Consider the following 14,569-nt stretch of genomic DNA (forward strand, 5'->3'; position numbering starts at 1 on the left):
AACCTAGTGTCGACCCGATGGAGATCGTGTTCATCCGCCACGGGCAACCGGAGTGGGTCCGCCAGGGCCTCAACGTCATCGACCCCCCGCTCACCGAGCTCGGCCACGCCCAGGCCGCCGCGATGGCCGCGGCGCTGGCCGGCGAGTCCTTCGACGAGGTGTGGTGCTCGCCGCTGGTGCGAGCACGCCAGACCGCCGCTCCGCTGTTCGAGGCGCTCGGACGGAGCGAGGAGATCGCCCCCTGGTTGGAGGAGATCCGCGACCCCGCCTGGCACGGCACCCCCCAGGACAAGGCCGAGGCAGCGTACGCCGAGCTGCGCGGCCGACCGACCGAGCAGCGGTGGAGCGGGCTGGAGGGCGGAGAGTCGATCCGCGACTTCACCGCTCGCATCCGGCGGGGTGCCACCGAGTTCTTCGCGGAGCGGGGGATGGTGCGCAGCGACGTCGAGCTCCCGATCTGGGAGATCGCCGAGCCGGGATCGCGCGTGGCCCTCGTCGCCCACGCCGGGACCAACTCGGTCACCATCGCGCACCTGCTCGGCCTGCCGCCCACGCCGTGGGAGTGGGATCGGTTCGTCCTCGGTCACTCCTCGATCAGCCGCCTCGAGGCGTTGGAGGTCGCCGAGGGCTCCACCTTCAGCCTGACCAAGCTGAGCGACGTCGAGCACCTCGGGGCCGATCAGCGCACCCGCTGACCTCTACGGTTCGGCTCCATGAGCCACGCAACGACCGACGCCGGCCGCGAGATCGACCCCGACCGGTTGAAGATGTTCAACCTCAACGTCTTCACGCACCTGAGCGGCGCGGTCACGGCCGGGATGATCCACCTCGGTGACCGACTCGGGCTCTACGCGGCGCTCGCCGGCCTGGCCCGCCCCGCCACGACCGCCGAGCTCGCGGACGCCGCCGATCTCGACGAGCGCTGGGTGCGCGAGTGGGCTCACAACCAGGCGGCGGCTCGGATCCTCGACGTCGACACCGCCGCCAGCCCCGAGCGGTTCTCGATGTCGCCCGAGGCCGTGGCCGTGCTCGCGTCGCCCGATCACGTCGCGTACGGGATGGGGATGTTCCACCGCTTCCCGCAGACGATGGCGGCGCTCGAGCGGATGCCCGAGAGCTTCCGCACCGGGGTCGGCCACGACTACGACAGCCACGGCCCCGAGGGGGCGGTCGGCATCGAGCGCAGCTTCGAGCCCTGGATGCGCCATCACCTGATCGACACCGTGCTGCCCGCCCTCGACGGCACGGTGGAGCGCCTGGAGCGGGGAGCGGCCGTCATCGACATCGGGTGCGGTGCCGGGGGAGCGGTGCTGATGATGGCCGAGGCGTTCCCGCGGAGCACCTTCGTCGGCTACGACATCTCCGAGCACGCGCTGGCCCGTGCCGCCGACCGCCTCGCCGCCAGCGGGGTGGGCAACGCCCGCTTCGCGGACCCCCGCGACGAGCCGATGCCCGACGACGGCTCGTGCGACCTGGTCACGACGTTCGACTGCATCCACGACATGACGCACCCGCTCGAGGTGATGCGCTCGATCCGCTCCGCGGTCCGCGACGACGGGACCTGGCTGCTCGTCGACATCAAGGGGCGCGACAGCTTCGCCGAGAACGTCGAGAAGAACCCGATGGCACCGCTGATGTACGGCATCAGCGTGCTGTCGTGCATGAGCTCGGCGCTGTCCGAACCCGACGGGGCCGGCCTCGGCACGCTCGGCCTCCCGGCGTCGAGAGCCAGGGACATGGCCGCCGAGGCGGGCTTCTCCGAGTTCCGCGCGATGGACGTCGACCACAGCACGAACGCGTTCTACGAGGTGCGGCCGTGAGCGGGCGGTTGAGCGAGCTGTCGCGCTCGGTCGAGGGGAAGGTCGCGATCGTGACCGGGGCCGCGAGCGGGATGGGGCGGGCGACGGCGTACCTGTTCGCCGACGAGGGGGCACGCGTCGTGGTCGCCGACCTCGGTCAGCAGCGCGTCGACGAGGTCGTCCAGGCGATCCGCGAGGTCCACGGAGCCGACGCCGCGCTCGGCGTGGTCACCGACGTGGCCGAGCCGGACCAGCTCCGGGCGCTCGTGGAGGCGACCGTCGAGTGGGGCGGGGGGATCGACGTGGTGGTCAACAACGCCGGGATCTCGCTCGCCGGCAGCGCCTTCCAGCCCGACGACGAGTTCGAGACCAACTGGGCGCGCACCCTCGACGTCAACCTCACCGCCCACGCCCGGCTGCTGCGACTCGCCCTGCCCCACCTCAGCGCGAGCGGCGCCGGTCGGGTCGTCAACATCGCGTCGACCGAGGCGATCGTCACCACGCCCGGTCTGGCGGCGTACGCGGCGACCAAGGCGGGGGTGATCGGTCTGACGAAGTCGTTCGCGGTCGAGCTCGGGCGCCACGGCGTGACCGTGAACTGCGTCTGCCCGGGCCCGATCGACACCGCGATGACCGCACCGATCGACGCAGAGGCGAAGGCGACCTACGCCCGGCGCCGGGTCCCGCTGCGCCGCTACGGCGATCCGGAGGAGGTGGCGCACATGACCCTCAACCTGTGCCTCCCGGCGTCGAGCTTCGTCAACGGGGTCGCCGTCCCGGTCGACGGCGGGATGTCCATCCGGCACACGTGACGACCCGTCGTCGATCCGCCCCGTCCCGCGTCGCACGCAGCGGGGCGCGAGGGCGATCGTCGCGGCGCGGGCGACCGTCCCGTCCGGACGTCGTCGCGCGACCTCCGCGGTCGGGCGGCGCCGGTCAGGCGCCGGGAGGGGGGGACCCGTCGAACAACCCCGACAACCCCGAGGGGTCGTGGCGACCGATCGCGAGCTGCTCGAGCACGCCGAGCCCCTCGTGCACCCCGACCGCGCCCGACGTCGTGGCGGTCACCACCGTCTGCACGTGGACGTGGTGCGGTGCCGTCGGGTCGGCCACCGGCAGGTCCCAACGGTCGCCGGCGACCTCGGACTCGCCCTTCCACACGCCGTGGCCCCACTCGGGGTGGGTGTAGCCGATGCCGAGCATGTGGAAGTCGAACAGCGGCTCGAGGACGATCGTCGACGGCTCGCCGGAGAACGGCACGAGGTCGACCTCGAACGACGCCGCCGCCCGGGTCCCCGGTCGCCACGTGAGCCGGTAGTCGACGGCGCGCATCGCCTCGGCCGGCTCGGGGACCTGGCCGTCGGCGGGGGCGAGGGTCACGAAGCCGGACTCGTGCCAGCGACGGCCGTCGAAGTGCTCGTTGACGTCGAAGTGGGTGGAGAACCCCTCGAAGTTGATCGGGGCCCACAGCCAGAAGAACTGCGGATCGGCGACGGGTGCGCCGACCGGGGCGCGCTCGCCCACCGGCCGGACCCCCCACGAGCGGTCGCGCGAGCCGAGCGTCTCGCCGGGTCCGAGGTCGACGCGCTCGCCGTCGACCTCGACCCATCCCTCCCACTGCCCGAACTGGGTCATGCGCGTCGAGTCCATCACGACGCGGTGCCCGACCTGGTGGAAGAAGGGCGGCTCCTCGATCGGAGCGGACCGACGCACCATCGTCAGGTCGCAGCGCAGCCCGTGCTCGGGAGCGTCGACGGTCAGGCGGTGGGTCCCGAGCGGTTCGAGGACGCGCACCTCGATGGGGCCGACCCGGTTCGCCTCGGCACGATCGGTCGGTGCACGGCGGGAGGAGTGGACGTTGATCTGGCGGGCGTCGGCCGTCCCGCCGTCGACGACCACGCTGAACGACGCGTCGGCGACGTGGCGGTTCGGGTACAGCCCCATCGCGGCGGCGAAGAAGATGCGGGTGTCTCGGGTGTAGCCGTTGAAGAAGTACCGGTCGTAGTGGTTGAGGTCGCTCGTCGAGGTGCGCGCGACGGGTCGCGACGTCTGGTGGATCGGGAAGTCGTCGAACGAGCTGAGCACCGACGCGACGGTAGCCGTATCGTGGGCGTCGCCATGGGTCGCCGCTCGAGCATCGCCACCTACCAACTGCTCGCCCGCGTGACCGTCGTGGGGCTCTGCGTGCTCGTCGTCGCCGGTGCGATCGTGCGCCTGACCGGGAGCGGTCTCGGGTGCGACGACTGGCCGAACTGCAACGAGCAGCGCTTCATCGACGTCTCGACGGGTCACGCCGCGATCGAGCAGCTCAACCGGCTGCTGAGCGCGGCGATCGGCGTCCCCACGCTCGGGCTCGCGGTGGTCGCGCTGCGAGCGACGCGTCGGGGCTCGGGTCTGCGCTGGCCCGCGTTCGGCGTGCTGGCCACGGTGCTCGCGAACGGGGTCGTCGGGGGCATCGCCGTGCGCCGGGACCTCCATCCCGCGCTCGTCCAGTCCCACTTCCTGCTCGCGATGGCGTCGATCGCGCTGGCCCTCGTCGCGCTGCGGCGGGCGGGGGCGGCGCTCGACCCCGGTCCCGAGCCGACGGCGGCTCCCGCTCCGGGGGGCGGCCTCGACGGAGCCCTCGTCGCAGCGATCGGCGTGCTGACCGCGCTCGCCCTCGTGACCGGGACGGTCGTCACCGGTGCCGGTCCCCACGCCGGCGAGCGCGACGTCCGCCGCTTCGGCTTCGACATCGGCGGAGTCGCGCGGATCCACAGCGGGGTCGTCATCGCCACCGTGCTGGTGGCCGGAGCGCTCGCGTGGCGGCTCGCTGCGCGCGACCCGCTCGTGCTCCGATCGTCGCTGTCCGCGTGGACGTTCGTCGCCATGGTCCAGGGAGCGATCGGGTACGCCCAGTACTTCACCGGGGTCCCCGAGCTGCTGGTCGCGGCGCACGTGGCCGGGGCGACCCTGCTGTGGGTGCTGACGGTGCGCATGGCCCTCGAGGCACGATCCCGCTCGGTCGCCGGCGCCGAGCGGGGGCGCCCGGCCGACCGCCCGGGCCGGTTCGCGGGGAGCGCCGGGTCGGTCGTCTAGGGTACGGCCCCGTGCCGAACACGACGTCGAGATCGCAGGGGCGTCGAGCCCTGGTCCAGCTGCTCGTCGGCGTCGTGGTGGCGGTGCTGGGCTCGCTCTCGACGGGGGTCGTCGCCTCCGCCCAGGAGAGCGACGAGCCCACCGACACCTCGGTGACCGGCGACCCGACGGCGGAGGGCACCGACGCCGAGCCGAGCTCGTCGGAGACGATCGGCGGGACGTTGCGCACGCGCGACGAGGACGGCGAGGACGTCTTCCTCGAGGGGGTCACCTTCATCGTCACCGACAGCGAGTCCGGCGACGAGGTCGGGACGGGGCAGTCCGACGTGGAGGGCGCGTGGCGCGTCGACCTCCCGGGGCCCGGGACCTACTCCGTCCAGATCGTCGAGGAGTCGCTCCCCGAGGGCAACTCGCTGCGCAACCCCGACAACAACCCGCTGAACGACATCGCCGTCCAGACGAACACCGACAAGAACGTCCTGTTCCCGCTCGGGGAGCGCCAGGACTCCTCCTCCAGCACGATCCGCGTCGTGCAGCTGCTCGTCGACGGCATCAAGCTGGGGATGATCATCGCGATCTGCGCCATCGGGCTGTCGCTGATCTTCGGCACGACGGGGCTGGTGAACTTCGCCCACGGCGAGATGGTGACGATCGGCGCGATGGTGGCGTTCGTCGTCCACGTCACCTTCGACGGGCGGATCCTGGGGATCCCGGGGACGAACTCCCTCGTGTTCGGCGCCATCGCGGCCATCGTGATCTGCGGGTTCCTCGGGTTCCTGTTCAACGCCGGCGTGTGGAGGCCGATGCGATCGAGCGGGGCCAGCCTCATCTCCGCGCTCGTCGTGTCGATCGGGTTCTCGATCCTGCTGCGCTACGTCGTGCTGTACCAGTACGGCGGCCGCAACGGCTTCTACCGCGACTTCCGCATCGGCGACCAGATCGACTTCACCTACTTCACCATCCTGCGCAAGGACCTGTTCATCGTCGTCATCACCCTGCTCGTGCTGATCGCGGTCGGTCTCGCCCTCCAGAAGACCCGCGCCGGCAAGGCGATGCGCGCCGTGGCCGACAACCGCGACCTGGCCGAGTCGTCGGGCATCGACGTCGAGCGCGTGATCCGGCTCGTGTGGATCGTGGGATCAGCGCTCGCCGGCCTCGGGGGCGTGCTGTTCGGCCTGACCGAGAACATCAACTGGGAGATGGGCTTCCGCCTCCTGCTGCTGATGTTCGCCGGGGTCACGCTGGGCGGCCTCGGCACCGCGTACGGAGCGCTCTTCGGCAGCCTCATCGCCGGGATCTTCATCCAGATGTCCACGCTCGTGTTCCCGGGCGACATCAAGAACGTCGGAGCGCTCATCGCGCTCATCCTCATCCTGCTGATCCGGCCCCAGGGCCTGCTCGGCCGGGCGGAACGGATCGGGTAGGGGGTCACATGGACTGGGGAGCCGTCATCGAGAGCCTGTTCCGTGGGCTGATCGGGGAGAGGTTCATCGTCTTCGCCCTCGCGGCGATCGGGCTGAACCTCCACTTCGGGTACACGGGCCTGCTCAACTTCGGTCAGGCCGTCTTCATGGCGGCCGGCGCCTACGGCCTGGCGATGATCGTCGCGACCGTCGGTCCGAAGGCGAACGACGCCTTCGGGTGGGATCTGTCGAGCGACGCTCTGTTCTGGATCGGGTTGTTCTTCGCGATCATCGTCTTCCCGTTCCTCGTCGCGCTCGTGATGGGCATCCCGACGCTGCGCCTCCGTGCCGACTACCTCGCGATCGTCACGATCGCCGTGGCGGAGATCTTCCGACTCGTGTCGCGCACCCCGGAGCTCGACGAGTGGACGGGTTCGTCCGACGGCCTCACCGGCTTCTCGGGCACCTTCTACAACCTCAGCCCGTTCGACACCGGCGGCCGGTACTTCTTCAACCTCTTCACCGGGAACCAGTTCTTCCTCGTCCTCGTCGGCTGGACGATCCTCGCGATCGCGGTGGTCATCTGCTGGCTGCTGATCCGCAGCCCGTGGGGACGGGTGCTCAAGGCGATCCGCGAGGACGAGGACGCGGCGACCAGCCTCGGCAAGAACGCCTACTGGTACAAGATGCAGGCGCTGATCCTCGGTGGCATCTTCGGAGCGACCGGCGGCATGATCCGTGCGATCGGCTTCTCGGTCGCCCAGCCCGACAACTTCATCACCGACGTGACCTTCTTCGTCTACGTCGCGCTGATCCTCGGCGGGGCGGGCAAGGTGCTCGGTCCGGTCATCGGCGCCGCGCTGCTGTACGCCGTGCTGGACTCGTCCGACACGATCCTGCGCCAGCTGGTCTCCAACGACCACATCCCCGAGGGGATCATGTCGGGGACCCAGGTGGGCCAGGTGCGCTTCATGCTCGTGGGGCTCGGGCTGATCCTGCTCGCGGCCTTCCGACCGCAGGGCATCTTCGGCAACAAGGAGGAGATGGCGCTCGATGACCGATGACCACCAGCGCGACGGGGTGAACTCGGAGTACCGCGACGAGCCGCCGACCGTCCCCGACACCGATTCGTCGGGGGAGCGACCCGAGATCTCCCAGGAGGAGGCCGACGAGGTCTTCGCCGAGGTCGTCGCCGTGGACGGCGTCGACCCCGACGCCTCGCGCGCCGCCCTCGCCGACGTCGCGTGGGAGCCGGGTGCTGCGAAGCCCGACCCGATCCTCGTGGCCGACGGGGTCGTCCGGCGCTTCGGCGGCCTGACCGCCGTCGACGTCGAGCACGTCGAGATCCAACGGGGCGTGATCACCGCGCTGATCGGTCCGAACGGTGCCGGCAAGACCACCTTCTTCAACCTGCTCACGAACTTCGACACCCCCGACGGCGGCTCGCGCACGTTCAACGGGCGCGCCATCGACAAGGTGGCGGCGCACAAGATCGCCGGGTACGGCATGGTCCGCACCTTCCAGCTGACCAAGGCGCTGTCGAAGATGACCGTGATCGAGAACATGAAGCTCGGCGCCACCGGCCAGCGCGGCGAGTCGCTGTTCGCATCCGTCTTCCCGTTCCTCTGGCGCAAGCAGGAGCGCGAGATCGAGCACCGCGCCGACGAGCTGCTGGTCCACTTCAAGATGGACCACATGCGCGACCAGTTCGCCGGCACCCTCTCGGGCGGCCAGCGCAAGCTGCTCGAGATGGCGCGCGCGCTGATGGTGGAACCGGAGATGGTCATGCTCGACGAGCCGATGGCGGGTGTCAACCCGGCCCTCACGCAGTCGTTGCTCGGCCACGTGACCGGGTTGCGCGACCAGGGCATGACCGTGCTGTTCGTCGAGCACGACATGGACATGGTGCAGGAGATCAGCGACTGGGTGATCGTGATGGCCGAGGGCAAGATCATCGCCGAGGGGCCGCCGGCGTCGATCGGTCAGAACCAGGCCGTGGTCGACGCCTACCTCGGCTCCAGCCACGACACCGCCCTCGATCTCGACGCGGACATCTGAGCGACGACGATGCGCACCGACCACGACACCGAGGCGACATGAGCGACGACGCAGCGACCACCCCGGCGACCTCCTCGCCCGACCCCGGCCCGGGGGCCGCGACGCCCGGGCCCGGGGCGTCCACCACGGACGCCTCCGACGCCGACGAGCCCGTCCTCGTCGCCGACTCCCTGACCGCCGGCTACGTCCCCGGAGTCGACATCTTGAGCGACTGCAGCCTGACCCTGGCCCAGGGGGAGCTCGTCGGGATCATCGGTCCGAACGGCGCCGGGAAGTCGACGCTCGTCAAGGCCATGTTCGGCCTGGTGAACGTCCGCGACGGCCAGGTCCGCCTGCGAGGGGAGGACATCACCAACGCGAAGGCGCACGAGCTCGTCGACCGCGGGATCGGCTACGTGCCGCAGAACAACAACGTGTTCCCCGCTCTCACCGTCGTCGAGAACCTCGAGATGGGCGTGTTCCTCGACCCGAAGTCGTTCAAGGAGCGCTACCAGGTCGTCGGGGACATGTTCCCGCGCCTCGTCGAGCGCGCCGACCAGCGTGCCGGCTCGCTCTCCGGCGGCGAGCGCCAGATGCTCGCGATGGGACGAGCGCTGATGATGAACCCGACCGTGCTGCTGCTCGACGAGCCCTCGGCCGGCCTGTCGCCGAACCTGCAGGACGAGGTGTTCATCCGCTGCCACAAGATCAACAAGGCGGGTGTGTCGATCGTGATGGTCGAGCAGAACGCGAGCCGGTGCCTGCAGATCTGCCACCGGGGCTACGTGCTCGACCAGGGATCCAACGCGTACACCGGCACCGGCGCGGAGCTGCTCCGGGACCCGAAGGTGATCGAGCTCTACCTCGGCACCCTCGTCAAGGACCACCAGGTCTGACGAGCGCGGACGCGGTCCGCGCCGACCCGGGTCACTTGATGGCGAGGAAGCCCTCGAAGCAGAGGTGCTTGAACACGGTCATGTGATCGACGAACCCGGCGCGCTCGAGCATGTCGAGGTTGCCCTGGGTGGAGAACGGCTCGAGCACCCCCTTGAGGCTGCGGGTCTTCGCGACGATCTCGGACGCCTCGAAGCCCTCGGAGAGCTTGTGGTCCGTGTACAGCGTCGACATCATGTCCTGGAAGCGGGCGTCGGGAGCGCGCACCTTCTCGAACATCACGAACGCCCCGCCCCACTCGAGGGTCTCGTGGATCCTGTCGTACAGCTGCTGGCGGCGGGCCGGGCGGACGAACTGCATGGTGTAGTACGACACGATCATGTCGGCGGGCTGCAGCTCGGCGGTGAGGGCGTCGTCGTGGAGGATCTCGACCGACGGCATCCCCTCGGCGAGCCGTCGGGCCGCCGCGACCATCTCGGCCTCGACCTCGATGCCGACGAAGCGCGCCTGCTTCGCCTCGTTCCACTCGGCGAGGCGCCGGGTGAGCGCACCGGTCGAGCACCCGATCTCGTAGACGAGCGAGCCGTCGGAGACGAAGAAGTCGGAGAGCTGGGCGACGATCTCGTGACCCCGCCGGTAGCCGGGGACGGATCGCTCGATGTGGGTCTCGAAGCTGCCGGCGACCTCGCCGCCGAAGCTCCACCGGGCGTTGCCGGCGTCGATGCGGTCGCCCACGGTGCTGGCGGTCCCCTGGGATGCGGTCGTCTCGTTCGTCTCTGGTGCGCTCACGCGTCCTCCGGGTCGTCCGATCGAGATCGGCGAGTGGTCGCCTCGGGCACGGCGACCCTATCGCCGGCGAGCTCGGCGAGCAGGCGCGCGTCGTCGCGGAAGCGCTCCTCGAGCCGCGCGCCCACGTCGGCGTCGAGCTCGAAGCTCCCGTCCCCGGCGGAACGGGCGGCGGTGACGCCCGCCGCGCGGCGGCCCCACCGGGCGATCCGCTCGGAGCGGCGCAGGCCGTAGGCCCGTCGCAGCAGGCGCGGCGCGACCCGACGCCCGCGCGTGGTGTTCTCCCGCGGCCACGGGCGGGCGGGGTCGTGATCGATGCCGAGGAACGCGCACAGCTCGGCGCGGGCCGGGTCGGAGTCGTCGAACAGCCGCTCCGAGCGGGCGACGTGGATCCGCTCGATCGGGACGTGCTCGAGGTGCCGTGCGAGCTGGTGGCCGTAGAGGCTCGCCGCCACGTACCCCGGGTCGCTGGTCACCGCATCGCTCGGCGTCCTCCACTCGCGACCCATCGCGAGGCGGTGGCGGTAGTGCGACTCGAGACGGGCCATCGGGTCGCGCACGAGGTAGACGAGCCGGACGTCGGGGCAGGTCGCCGCCATCCGCTCGGGCACGTGGGGGTACACCGGGTCGCGGGTGTACGCGTTCGACGACTCCATCGCGACGCGGTCGCCGGCGTCGGCGAAGCGGCGTCGGTACCAGTCGTCGCCGAGCTCGTGGCGGTCCGGGTCGCTGAAGAAGCGCAGCTCCTTCTGCGGGTCCATGAACACCTGCGGGTGGTCCGACAGGTAGTGGAACAGGCTGGTGGTCCCGGCCTTGGTCGCCCCGATCACGATCGCGTCCGGGCAGCGCCCGGGCCCCCGCGGGCCCGGGGTGTCGCCGCTCGGCGACGCGCTCATGCGGCGCGGGCGTCGTGGTAGGCGACGAGCAGCCGGTTCAGCGGCTTCTCGACGTGACCGAGGACGAACGCCGCCTTCGTGGTGTACTTCCTGCTGCGCGAGAGCAGCGGCACCCGGCTGACGATCGGGACCAGGATCGCCTGCACCCGCCGGTAGCCGTAGATCCGCTTCTTCTCCTCGACGTAGCCCTCCGGCGGGTCCAACTCCCACTTCGACACGAAGTGCTCGAGCGAGCGACGACCGTGGGCGTCGGACCAGCGCAGCGCGAAGAACGGCCAGTCGCTCACCTCGAGGGGCCGGTCACGGTTGGGGAACACGTAGGTGACCACCGAGCTCGGCTCGAACCACACCCGCCCGCCCGCCGCGCGCGTGGACAGCGAGAAGTCGATGTGCTCCTTGGTCGACAGCATCGCCTCGTCGAGGGGGCCGATGACCTCGAACAGGTCGCGGCGTGCGAGCACGACGTGGAACTCGCAGAAACCGGTCTCTCCCCGGCGCAACGTGGCGTCGAGGTCCGCGAGGGGTTCGCCGTGTCCGTGCATCACCTCGACGAACGGGCGCCCGCCCGGGGGCGGGGGGTCGAAGAACGCATCGACCCCGCCCGGCGCGGTGTAGTCGCCGCCGGCGTGGTGGACGGTCTCGTGGGCGGGGAGGGCCTGGCAGATCAGCGGCGCGACGATCGCGGCGCCCGTCTCCTCGGCGCAGTCGACCGCGGCGGTCAACCACCCCGGCGTGTACAGGACGTCGTTGTCGACGAAGACGACGTAGGGGGTCGTGGCGGCGGCGAGGCCGATGTTGCGCGCCTGGTTGGGGGTCAGGTACCGCTCGTGGCGGATGAGGGTGAACCCCCGCCGTCGGGACTCGCGCACGAGGTGCTGCGCGTGGCGACGGGGCGAGTTCGCATCGACGTACACGAGCTCGAAGGGCTCGTCGGTGTTCTCGAGCAGGCTCGACAGCGACTCCGCGGTCATCCCGAACCGCTCGCGCTGGGTGACGATCACGGTCGCGCGAGCGCCGGTGGAGGACGACGACGACGGCGCGGGGCCGGAGGCGTCGCTGCGGGGTGCGGTGTCGTCGGAGGTCATCGTGGTGGCGTCGTCGGGGTTCCGGGCGGTCTCGACGCCGCTGCCGTCTCGAGCAGCGACCGGTAGGCGTCGACGAGCCGGTCGGTCACGACTGGGAGATCATACTCCTCGAGGATGCGCCGACGTCCGGCTGCCCCCATCTCCGGCCAGCGGTCCCGTTCGGCGGCGGCCACCCCGATCGTCGCGGCGAGCGCGACCGGGTCCTCCTCGTCGACCAGGTACCCCGTCACACCGGGTTCGACGAGCTCCGGGATGCCGCCGTGGCGCGTCCCGATGACGGGCAGCTCCATGGCCATCGCCTCCTTCAGCGAGTTCACCGGTGCGTCCTGATCACCCGAGGGCGGGGTGGCGCTGGGTGCGACGAGCAGATCGCAGGTCGCGAGCAGCTCGACGATCGCGTGGTGGGGGAGCGCGCCGTGGAGCGATACGCGCTCGGCGATCCCCAGCCGGTCGACGAGCGATCGGAGCTCGCCGCGCAGCGGGCCGTCGCCGACGACGTCGAGCCGGACGTCGACCCCGTCGTCGGCGGCGAGAGCGACCGCGCGCACCGCCGTCGCGATCCCCTTCTTCGCGACGAGACGTCCGACGGCGACGAGGGAGACGACCTCGGTGCGGGCTCCGGCCCCGCCCGCATCGGCTCGGCCGACCGCGACCGGATCGAACACCGCGCAGTCGACGGCGGAGCCGATCACCTCGACGCGCCCGGCCGGTGCGCCGAGCTCGATCGCCCGGTCGCGGAAGTGGCGGCTGTTGGCCACGACGAGATCGACCCGTGCGAACAGGTCGCGGTAGACGTCCTCGCCGTGGGCCCGCACGTAGCTCGTCACGTCCTGGCCCCGAACGTGCACGACGAGGCGATCGGCGCGCAGGGTCCGCATCGTGCGATGGCGGGCCGCGGCGAGCCCGAGGTGCGCGAACTGGCAGTGCACGACGTCGAAGCGCCGGGTGCGGGCGAGGGCGCCGGCCTGCGCGGTGAACGCCGCCGCCCGCCGCAGGGGTCCCCACCGCTCGGGGACCTCCCCGGCGGCGTCCGGCGCGACCCGGCCGATCAGCAGCCGGGCGCCCGTCGGTCGCACGACACGCTCGTCCAGACGCCACCGCGCCACCGCGTGGTGCATGGACGCCGGCGCCGGTCGGCGGCCCGACATGGCCAGGATCTCCACCTCGTGGCCCGACGCGACGAGGCCGGCGGCCATGTTGATCACGAACGTCTCGGAGATCACCGGGAAGTCGTCCACCATCAGCCCGATCCGCAACGAGGCGGATCGGTCCGTGGACGAGGGCGGCTCGTCGCCGGCCCCGTTGTGGGAGCGCACGCCGGGTCGCTCGGACGTCATCGCAGATCGCCGGCGGTCGTGGTCGCACCCGGTCGGCGGTGCCGCTCGATCGTCGTGGCGTACAACGCCTCGAGGCGGTCGACGACGGGGCCCCACGCGTGCTGCGACTCCGCCACCTCGCGCCCTGCGTCGCCGAGGCGCTCGGCGACCGAGCGATCGGACAGGATCGAGGCGAGGGCGTCGGCGAGGGCGCCGCGGTCGCCCGGCTCGACGAGGTGGCCCGTCACCGAGTCGTGCACGAGGTCGCTCTGCCCACCGACGTCGGACGCGACCACGGCGGTGCCGCGGGCCATCGCCTCGGTGGTCACGTTGCCGAACGGCTCGTGCCAGATCGACGGCACCGCCTGCACCCACACCGGGGCGAACGCCCCCTCCATCTCGGCCCTCCCGAGGTGGCCGAGGAAGCGGATCCGATCGCCGACGGGACGCGCTCGGTCGCGCAGCTCGCCCTCCGACGGCCCGCTCCCGGCGATCAGCAGGCGCGCGTCGGGGATGTCGCGCAGGACGTCGGCGAACGCGTCGATCAGCGTCTCGACCCCCTTCTCCGGCGCCAGCCGACCGGCGTACCCGACGAGGGGGGCCTCGGGCAGGGGACGCGTGACCACCCCGAGGTCCACGCCGTTGCCCAGCACGGAGGCACCCGTCCACCCCTCGGCGTCGAAGATCCGCCGCATCCGCTCGCTGAGCACGGCGGTGTGGTCGATGCGGTCGCGCCACCTCCGCAGCAGGCGCAGCTGGGCCATCGTCGACACCCAGGTCGCCGGGGCGACGCAGCCCTCGCGTCGGCAGACGGCGCCCGGCCGAGCGGTGCAGGGAGTCCCGTCCGGGAGCATCTTCAACCCGGTCGGGCAGACCGCCTTGTACACCGCCGCCTGGTACAGCACCGGGACGTCGGCGAGGCGTCGCAGGACGAGCGGCGAGAGCTGCCACAGGAACATCCGCACGTGCACCACGTCGGGTGGGTGGCGGTCGAGCTCGGCCCCGAGGTGGTGCCACGCGGACGGGTTGATCGTCTGGGTGAGCACCTGGCCGAGGTCGGTGCGACCTCGCGCGGCCACGTCCGCGGCGACGTCGAACCCCTCGACGAGGCGGGCGTCGCTGGTGAGCAGCCGCACCTGGTGACCGCGCTCGCGCAGGAGCTCGCGGATCCGCAGCATCTGGATCTCGGCACCACCCGAGGCGGTGCCGTAGTCGTTCACGAGGAGCACGCGCACCACCCCTGCCTATCGGCTCGTCGCGACGGTCGCGGGCGGG

The 14,569-nt window shown here is 71.4% G+C and carries 14 protein-coding genes; 8 read left to right on the forward strand and 6 right to left on the reverse strand.

The window, feature by feature from the left end; translation table 11 throughout:
- Positions 1-17 precede the first annotated feature (17 nt).
- From ACOOHC_RS08695 to ACOOHC_RS08705, 3 genes are read left to right on the forward strand one after another with little or no spacing between them, the layout of a single operon-like run.
- A complete protein-coding gene (locus ACOOHC_RS08695) occupies positions 18-695 on the forward strand; it encodes a histidine phosphatase family protein (protein ID WP_420453597.1) in 678 nt (225 codons plus the stop codon).
- 18 nt (positions 696-713) lie between these two features.
- A complete protein-coding gene (locus tag ACOOHC_RS08700) occupies positions 714-1,820 on the forward strand; it encodes a class I SAM-dependent methyltransferase (protein WP_420453598.1) in 1,107 nt (368 codons plus the stop codon).
- Positions 1,817-2,611: an SDR family NAD(P)-dependent oxidoreductase gene (locus ACOOHC_RS08705; protein WP_420453599.1), complete on the forward strand. Its 795-nt coding sequence runs from the start codon at positions 1,817-1,819 to the stop codon at positions 2,609-2,611. Before ACOOHC_RS08700 ends, ACOOHC_RS08705 begins: the two co-directional genes overlap by 4 nt.
- 124 nt (positions 2,612-2,735) lie before the next feature.
- On the opposite strand, the gene ACOOHC_RS08710 is transcribed toward ACOOHC_RS08705, so the two are convergent.
- A complete protein-coding gene (locus tag ACOOHC_RS08710; RefSeq protein WP_420453600.1) occupies positions 2,736-3,884 on the reverse strand; it encodes a hypothetical protein in 1,149 nt (382 codons plus the stop codon).
- Positions 3,885-3,917: 33 nt separating this feature from the next.
- Between ACOOHC_RS08710 and ACOOHC_RS08715 the strand changes: the two genes are divergently transcribed.
- Genes ACOOHC_RS08715 through ACOOHC_RS08735 form a run of 5 tightly spaced genes read left to right on the forward strand, consistent with a single transcriptional unit; the run spans position 3,918 to position 9,213 of the window.
- Entirely contained in the window at positions 3,918-4,877 is a 960-nt protein-coding gene (locus ACOOHC_RS08715; RefSeq protein ID WP_420453601.1) for a COX15/CtaA family protein, read from the forward strand.
- A gap of 11 nt (positions 4,878-4,888) precedes the next feature.
- Positions 4,889-6,301: an ABC transporter permease subunit gene (locus ACOOHC_RS08720; protein WP_420453602.1), complete on the forward strand. Its 1,413-nt coding sequence runs from the start codon at positions 4,889-4,891 to the stop codon at positions 6,299-6,301.
- 8 nt (positions 6,302-6,309) lie between these two features.
- Positions 6,310-7,344 carry a branched-chain amino acid ABC transporter permease gene (locus ACOOHC_RS08725; protein WP_420453603.1) on the forward strand — a complete coding sequence of 345 codons (1,035 nt, stop codon included), beginning with the start codon at positions 6,310-6,312 and terminating at the stop codon, positions 7,342-7,344.
- Positions 7,334-8,338 carry an ABC transporter ATP-binding protein gene (locus ACOOHC_RS08730; protein WP_420453604.1) on the forward strand — a complete coding sequence of 335 codons (1,005 nt, stop codon included), beginning with the start codon at positions 7,334-7,336 and terminating at the stop codon, positions 8,336-8,338. The genes ACOOHC_RS08725 and ACOOHC_RS08730 overlap by 11 nt, the downstream gene beginning before the upstream one ends.
- A gap of 38 nt (positions 8,339-8,376) precedes the next feature.
- Positions 8,377-9,213, forward strand: coding sequence for an ABC transporter ATP-binding protein (locus tag ACOOHC_RS08735; RefSeq protein WP_420453605.1), 837 nt, complete (start codon positions 8,377-8,379; stop codon positions 9,211-9,213).
- A gap of 31 nt (positions 9,214-9,244) precedes the next feature.
- Here the strand turns inward: ACOOHC_RS08735 and ACOOHC_RS08740 are convergent, their stop codons facing one another.
- Genes ACOOHC_RS08740 through ACOOHC_RS08760 form a run of 5 tightly spaced genes read right to left on the reverse strand, consistent with a single transcriptional unit; the run spans position 9,245 to position 14,529 of the window.
- Complete coding sequence (locus tag ACOOHC_RS08740; protein ID WP_420453606.1) at positions 9,245-10,000, reverse strand: methyltransferase domain-containing protein; 756 nt, start codon at positions 9,998-10,000, stop codon at positions 9,245-9,247.
- Positions 9,997-10,893, reverse strand: a complete 897-nt coding sequence (locus ACOOHC_RS08745; RefSeq protein WP_420453607.1) for a sulfotransferase family protein — start codon at positions 10,891-10,893, stop codon at positions 9,997-9,999. The genes ACOOHC_RS08740 and ACOOHC_RS08745 overlap by 4 nt, the downstream gene beginning before the upstream one ends.
- Positions 10,890-11,978 carry a glycosyltransferase family 2 protein gene (locus ACOOHC_RS08750; protein WP_420453608.1) on the reverse strand — a complete coding sequence of 363 codons (1,089 nt, stop codon included), beginning with the start codon at positions 11,976-11,978 and terminating at the stop codon, positions 10,890-10,892. Before ACOOHC_RS08750 ends, ACOOHC_RS08745 begins: the two co-directional genes overlap by 4 nt.
- Complete coding sequence (locus ACOOHC_RS08755; protein WP_420453609.1) at positions 11,975-13,315, reverse strand: glycosyltransferase; 1,341 nt, start codon at positions 13,313-13,315, stop codon at positions 11,975-11,977. The genes ACOOHC_RS08750 and ACOOHC_RS08755 overlap by 4 nt, the downstream gene beginning before the upstream one ends.
- Positions 13,312-14,529: a glycosyltransferase family 4 protein gene (locus ACOOHC_RS08760; protein WP_420453610.1), complete on the reverse strand. Its 1,218-nt coding sequence runs from the start codon at positions 14,527-14,529 to the stop codon at positions 13,312-13,314. The genes ACOOHC_RS08755 and ACOOHC_RS08760 overlap by 4 nt, the downstream gene beginning before the upstream one ends.
- Between the last annotated feature and the right edge of the window lie 40 nt (positions 14,530-14,569).

The organism is Ilumatobacter sp., assembly GCF_965215205.1.
Classification (GTDB): Bacteria; Actinomycetota; Acidimicrobiia; order Acidimicrobiales; family Ilumatobacteraceae; genus Ilumatobacter_A.

Coding starts and splice junctions, on each gene's coding strand:
- ACOOHC_RS08725 (WP_420453603.1), top strand. CDS start 6,310: ATGGACTGGGGAGCCGTCATCGAGAGCCTGTTCCGTGGGCTGATCGGG.
- ACOOHC_RS08715 (WP_420453601.1), top strand. CDS start 3,918: ATGGGTCGCCGCTCGAGCATCGCCACCTACCAACTGCTCGCCCGCGTG.
- ACOOHC_RS08730 (WP_420453604.1), top strand. CDS start 7,334: ATGACCGATGACCACCAGCGCGACGGGGTGAACTCGGAGTACCGCGAC.
- ACOOHC_RS08745 (WP_420453607.1), bottom strand. CDS start 10,893: ATGAGCGCGTCGCCGAGCGGCGACACCCCGGGCCCGCGGGGGCCCGGG.
- ACOOHC_RS08695 (WP_420453597.1), top strand. CDS start 18: ATGGAGATCGTGTTCATCCGCCACGGGCAACCGGAGTGGGTCCGCCAG.
- ACOOHC_RS08700 (WP_420453598.1), top strand. CDS start 714: ATGAGCCACGCAACGACCGACGCCGGCCGCGAGATCGACCCCGACCGG.
- ACOOHC_RS08755 (WP_420453609.1), bottom strand. CDS start 13,315: ATGACGTCCGAGCGACCCGGCGTGCGCTCCCACAACGGGGCCGGCGAC.
- ACOOHC_RS08750 (WP_420453608.1), bottom strand. CDS start 11,978: ATGACCTCCGACGACACCGCACCCCGCAGCGACGCCTCCGGCCCCGCG.
- ACOOHC_RS08735 (WP_420453605.1), top strand. CDS start 8,377: ATGAGCGACGACGCAGCGACCACCCCGGCGACCTCCTCGCCCGACCCC.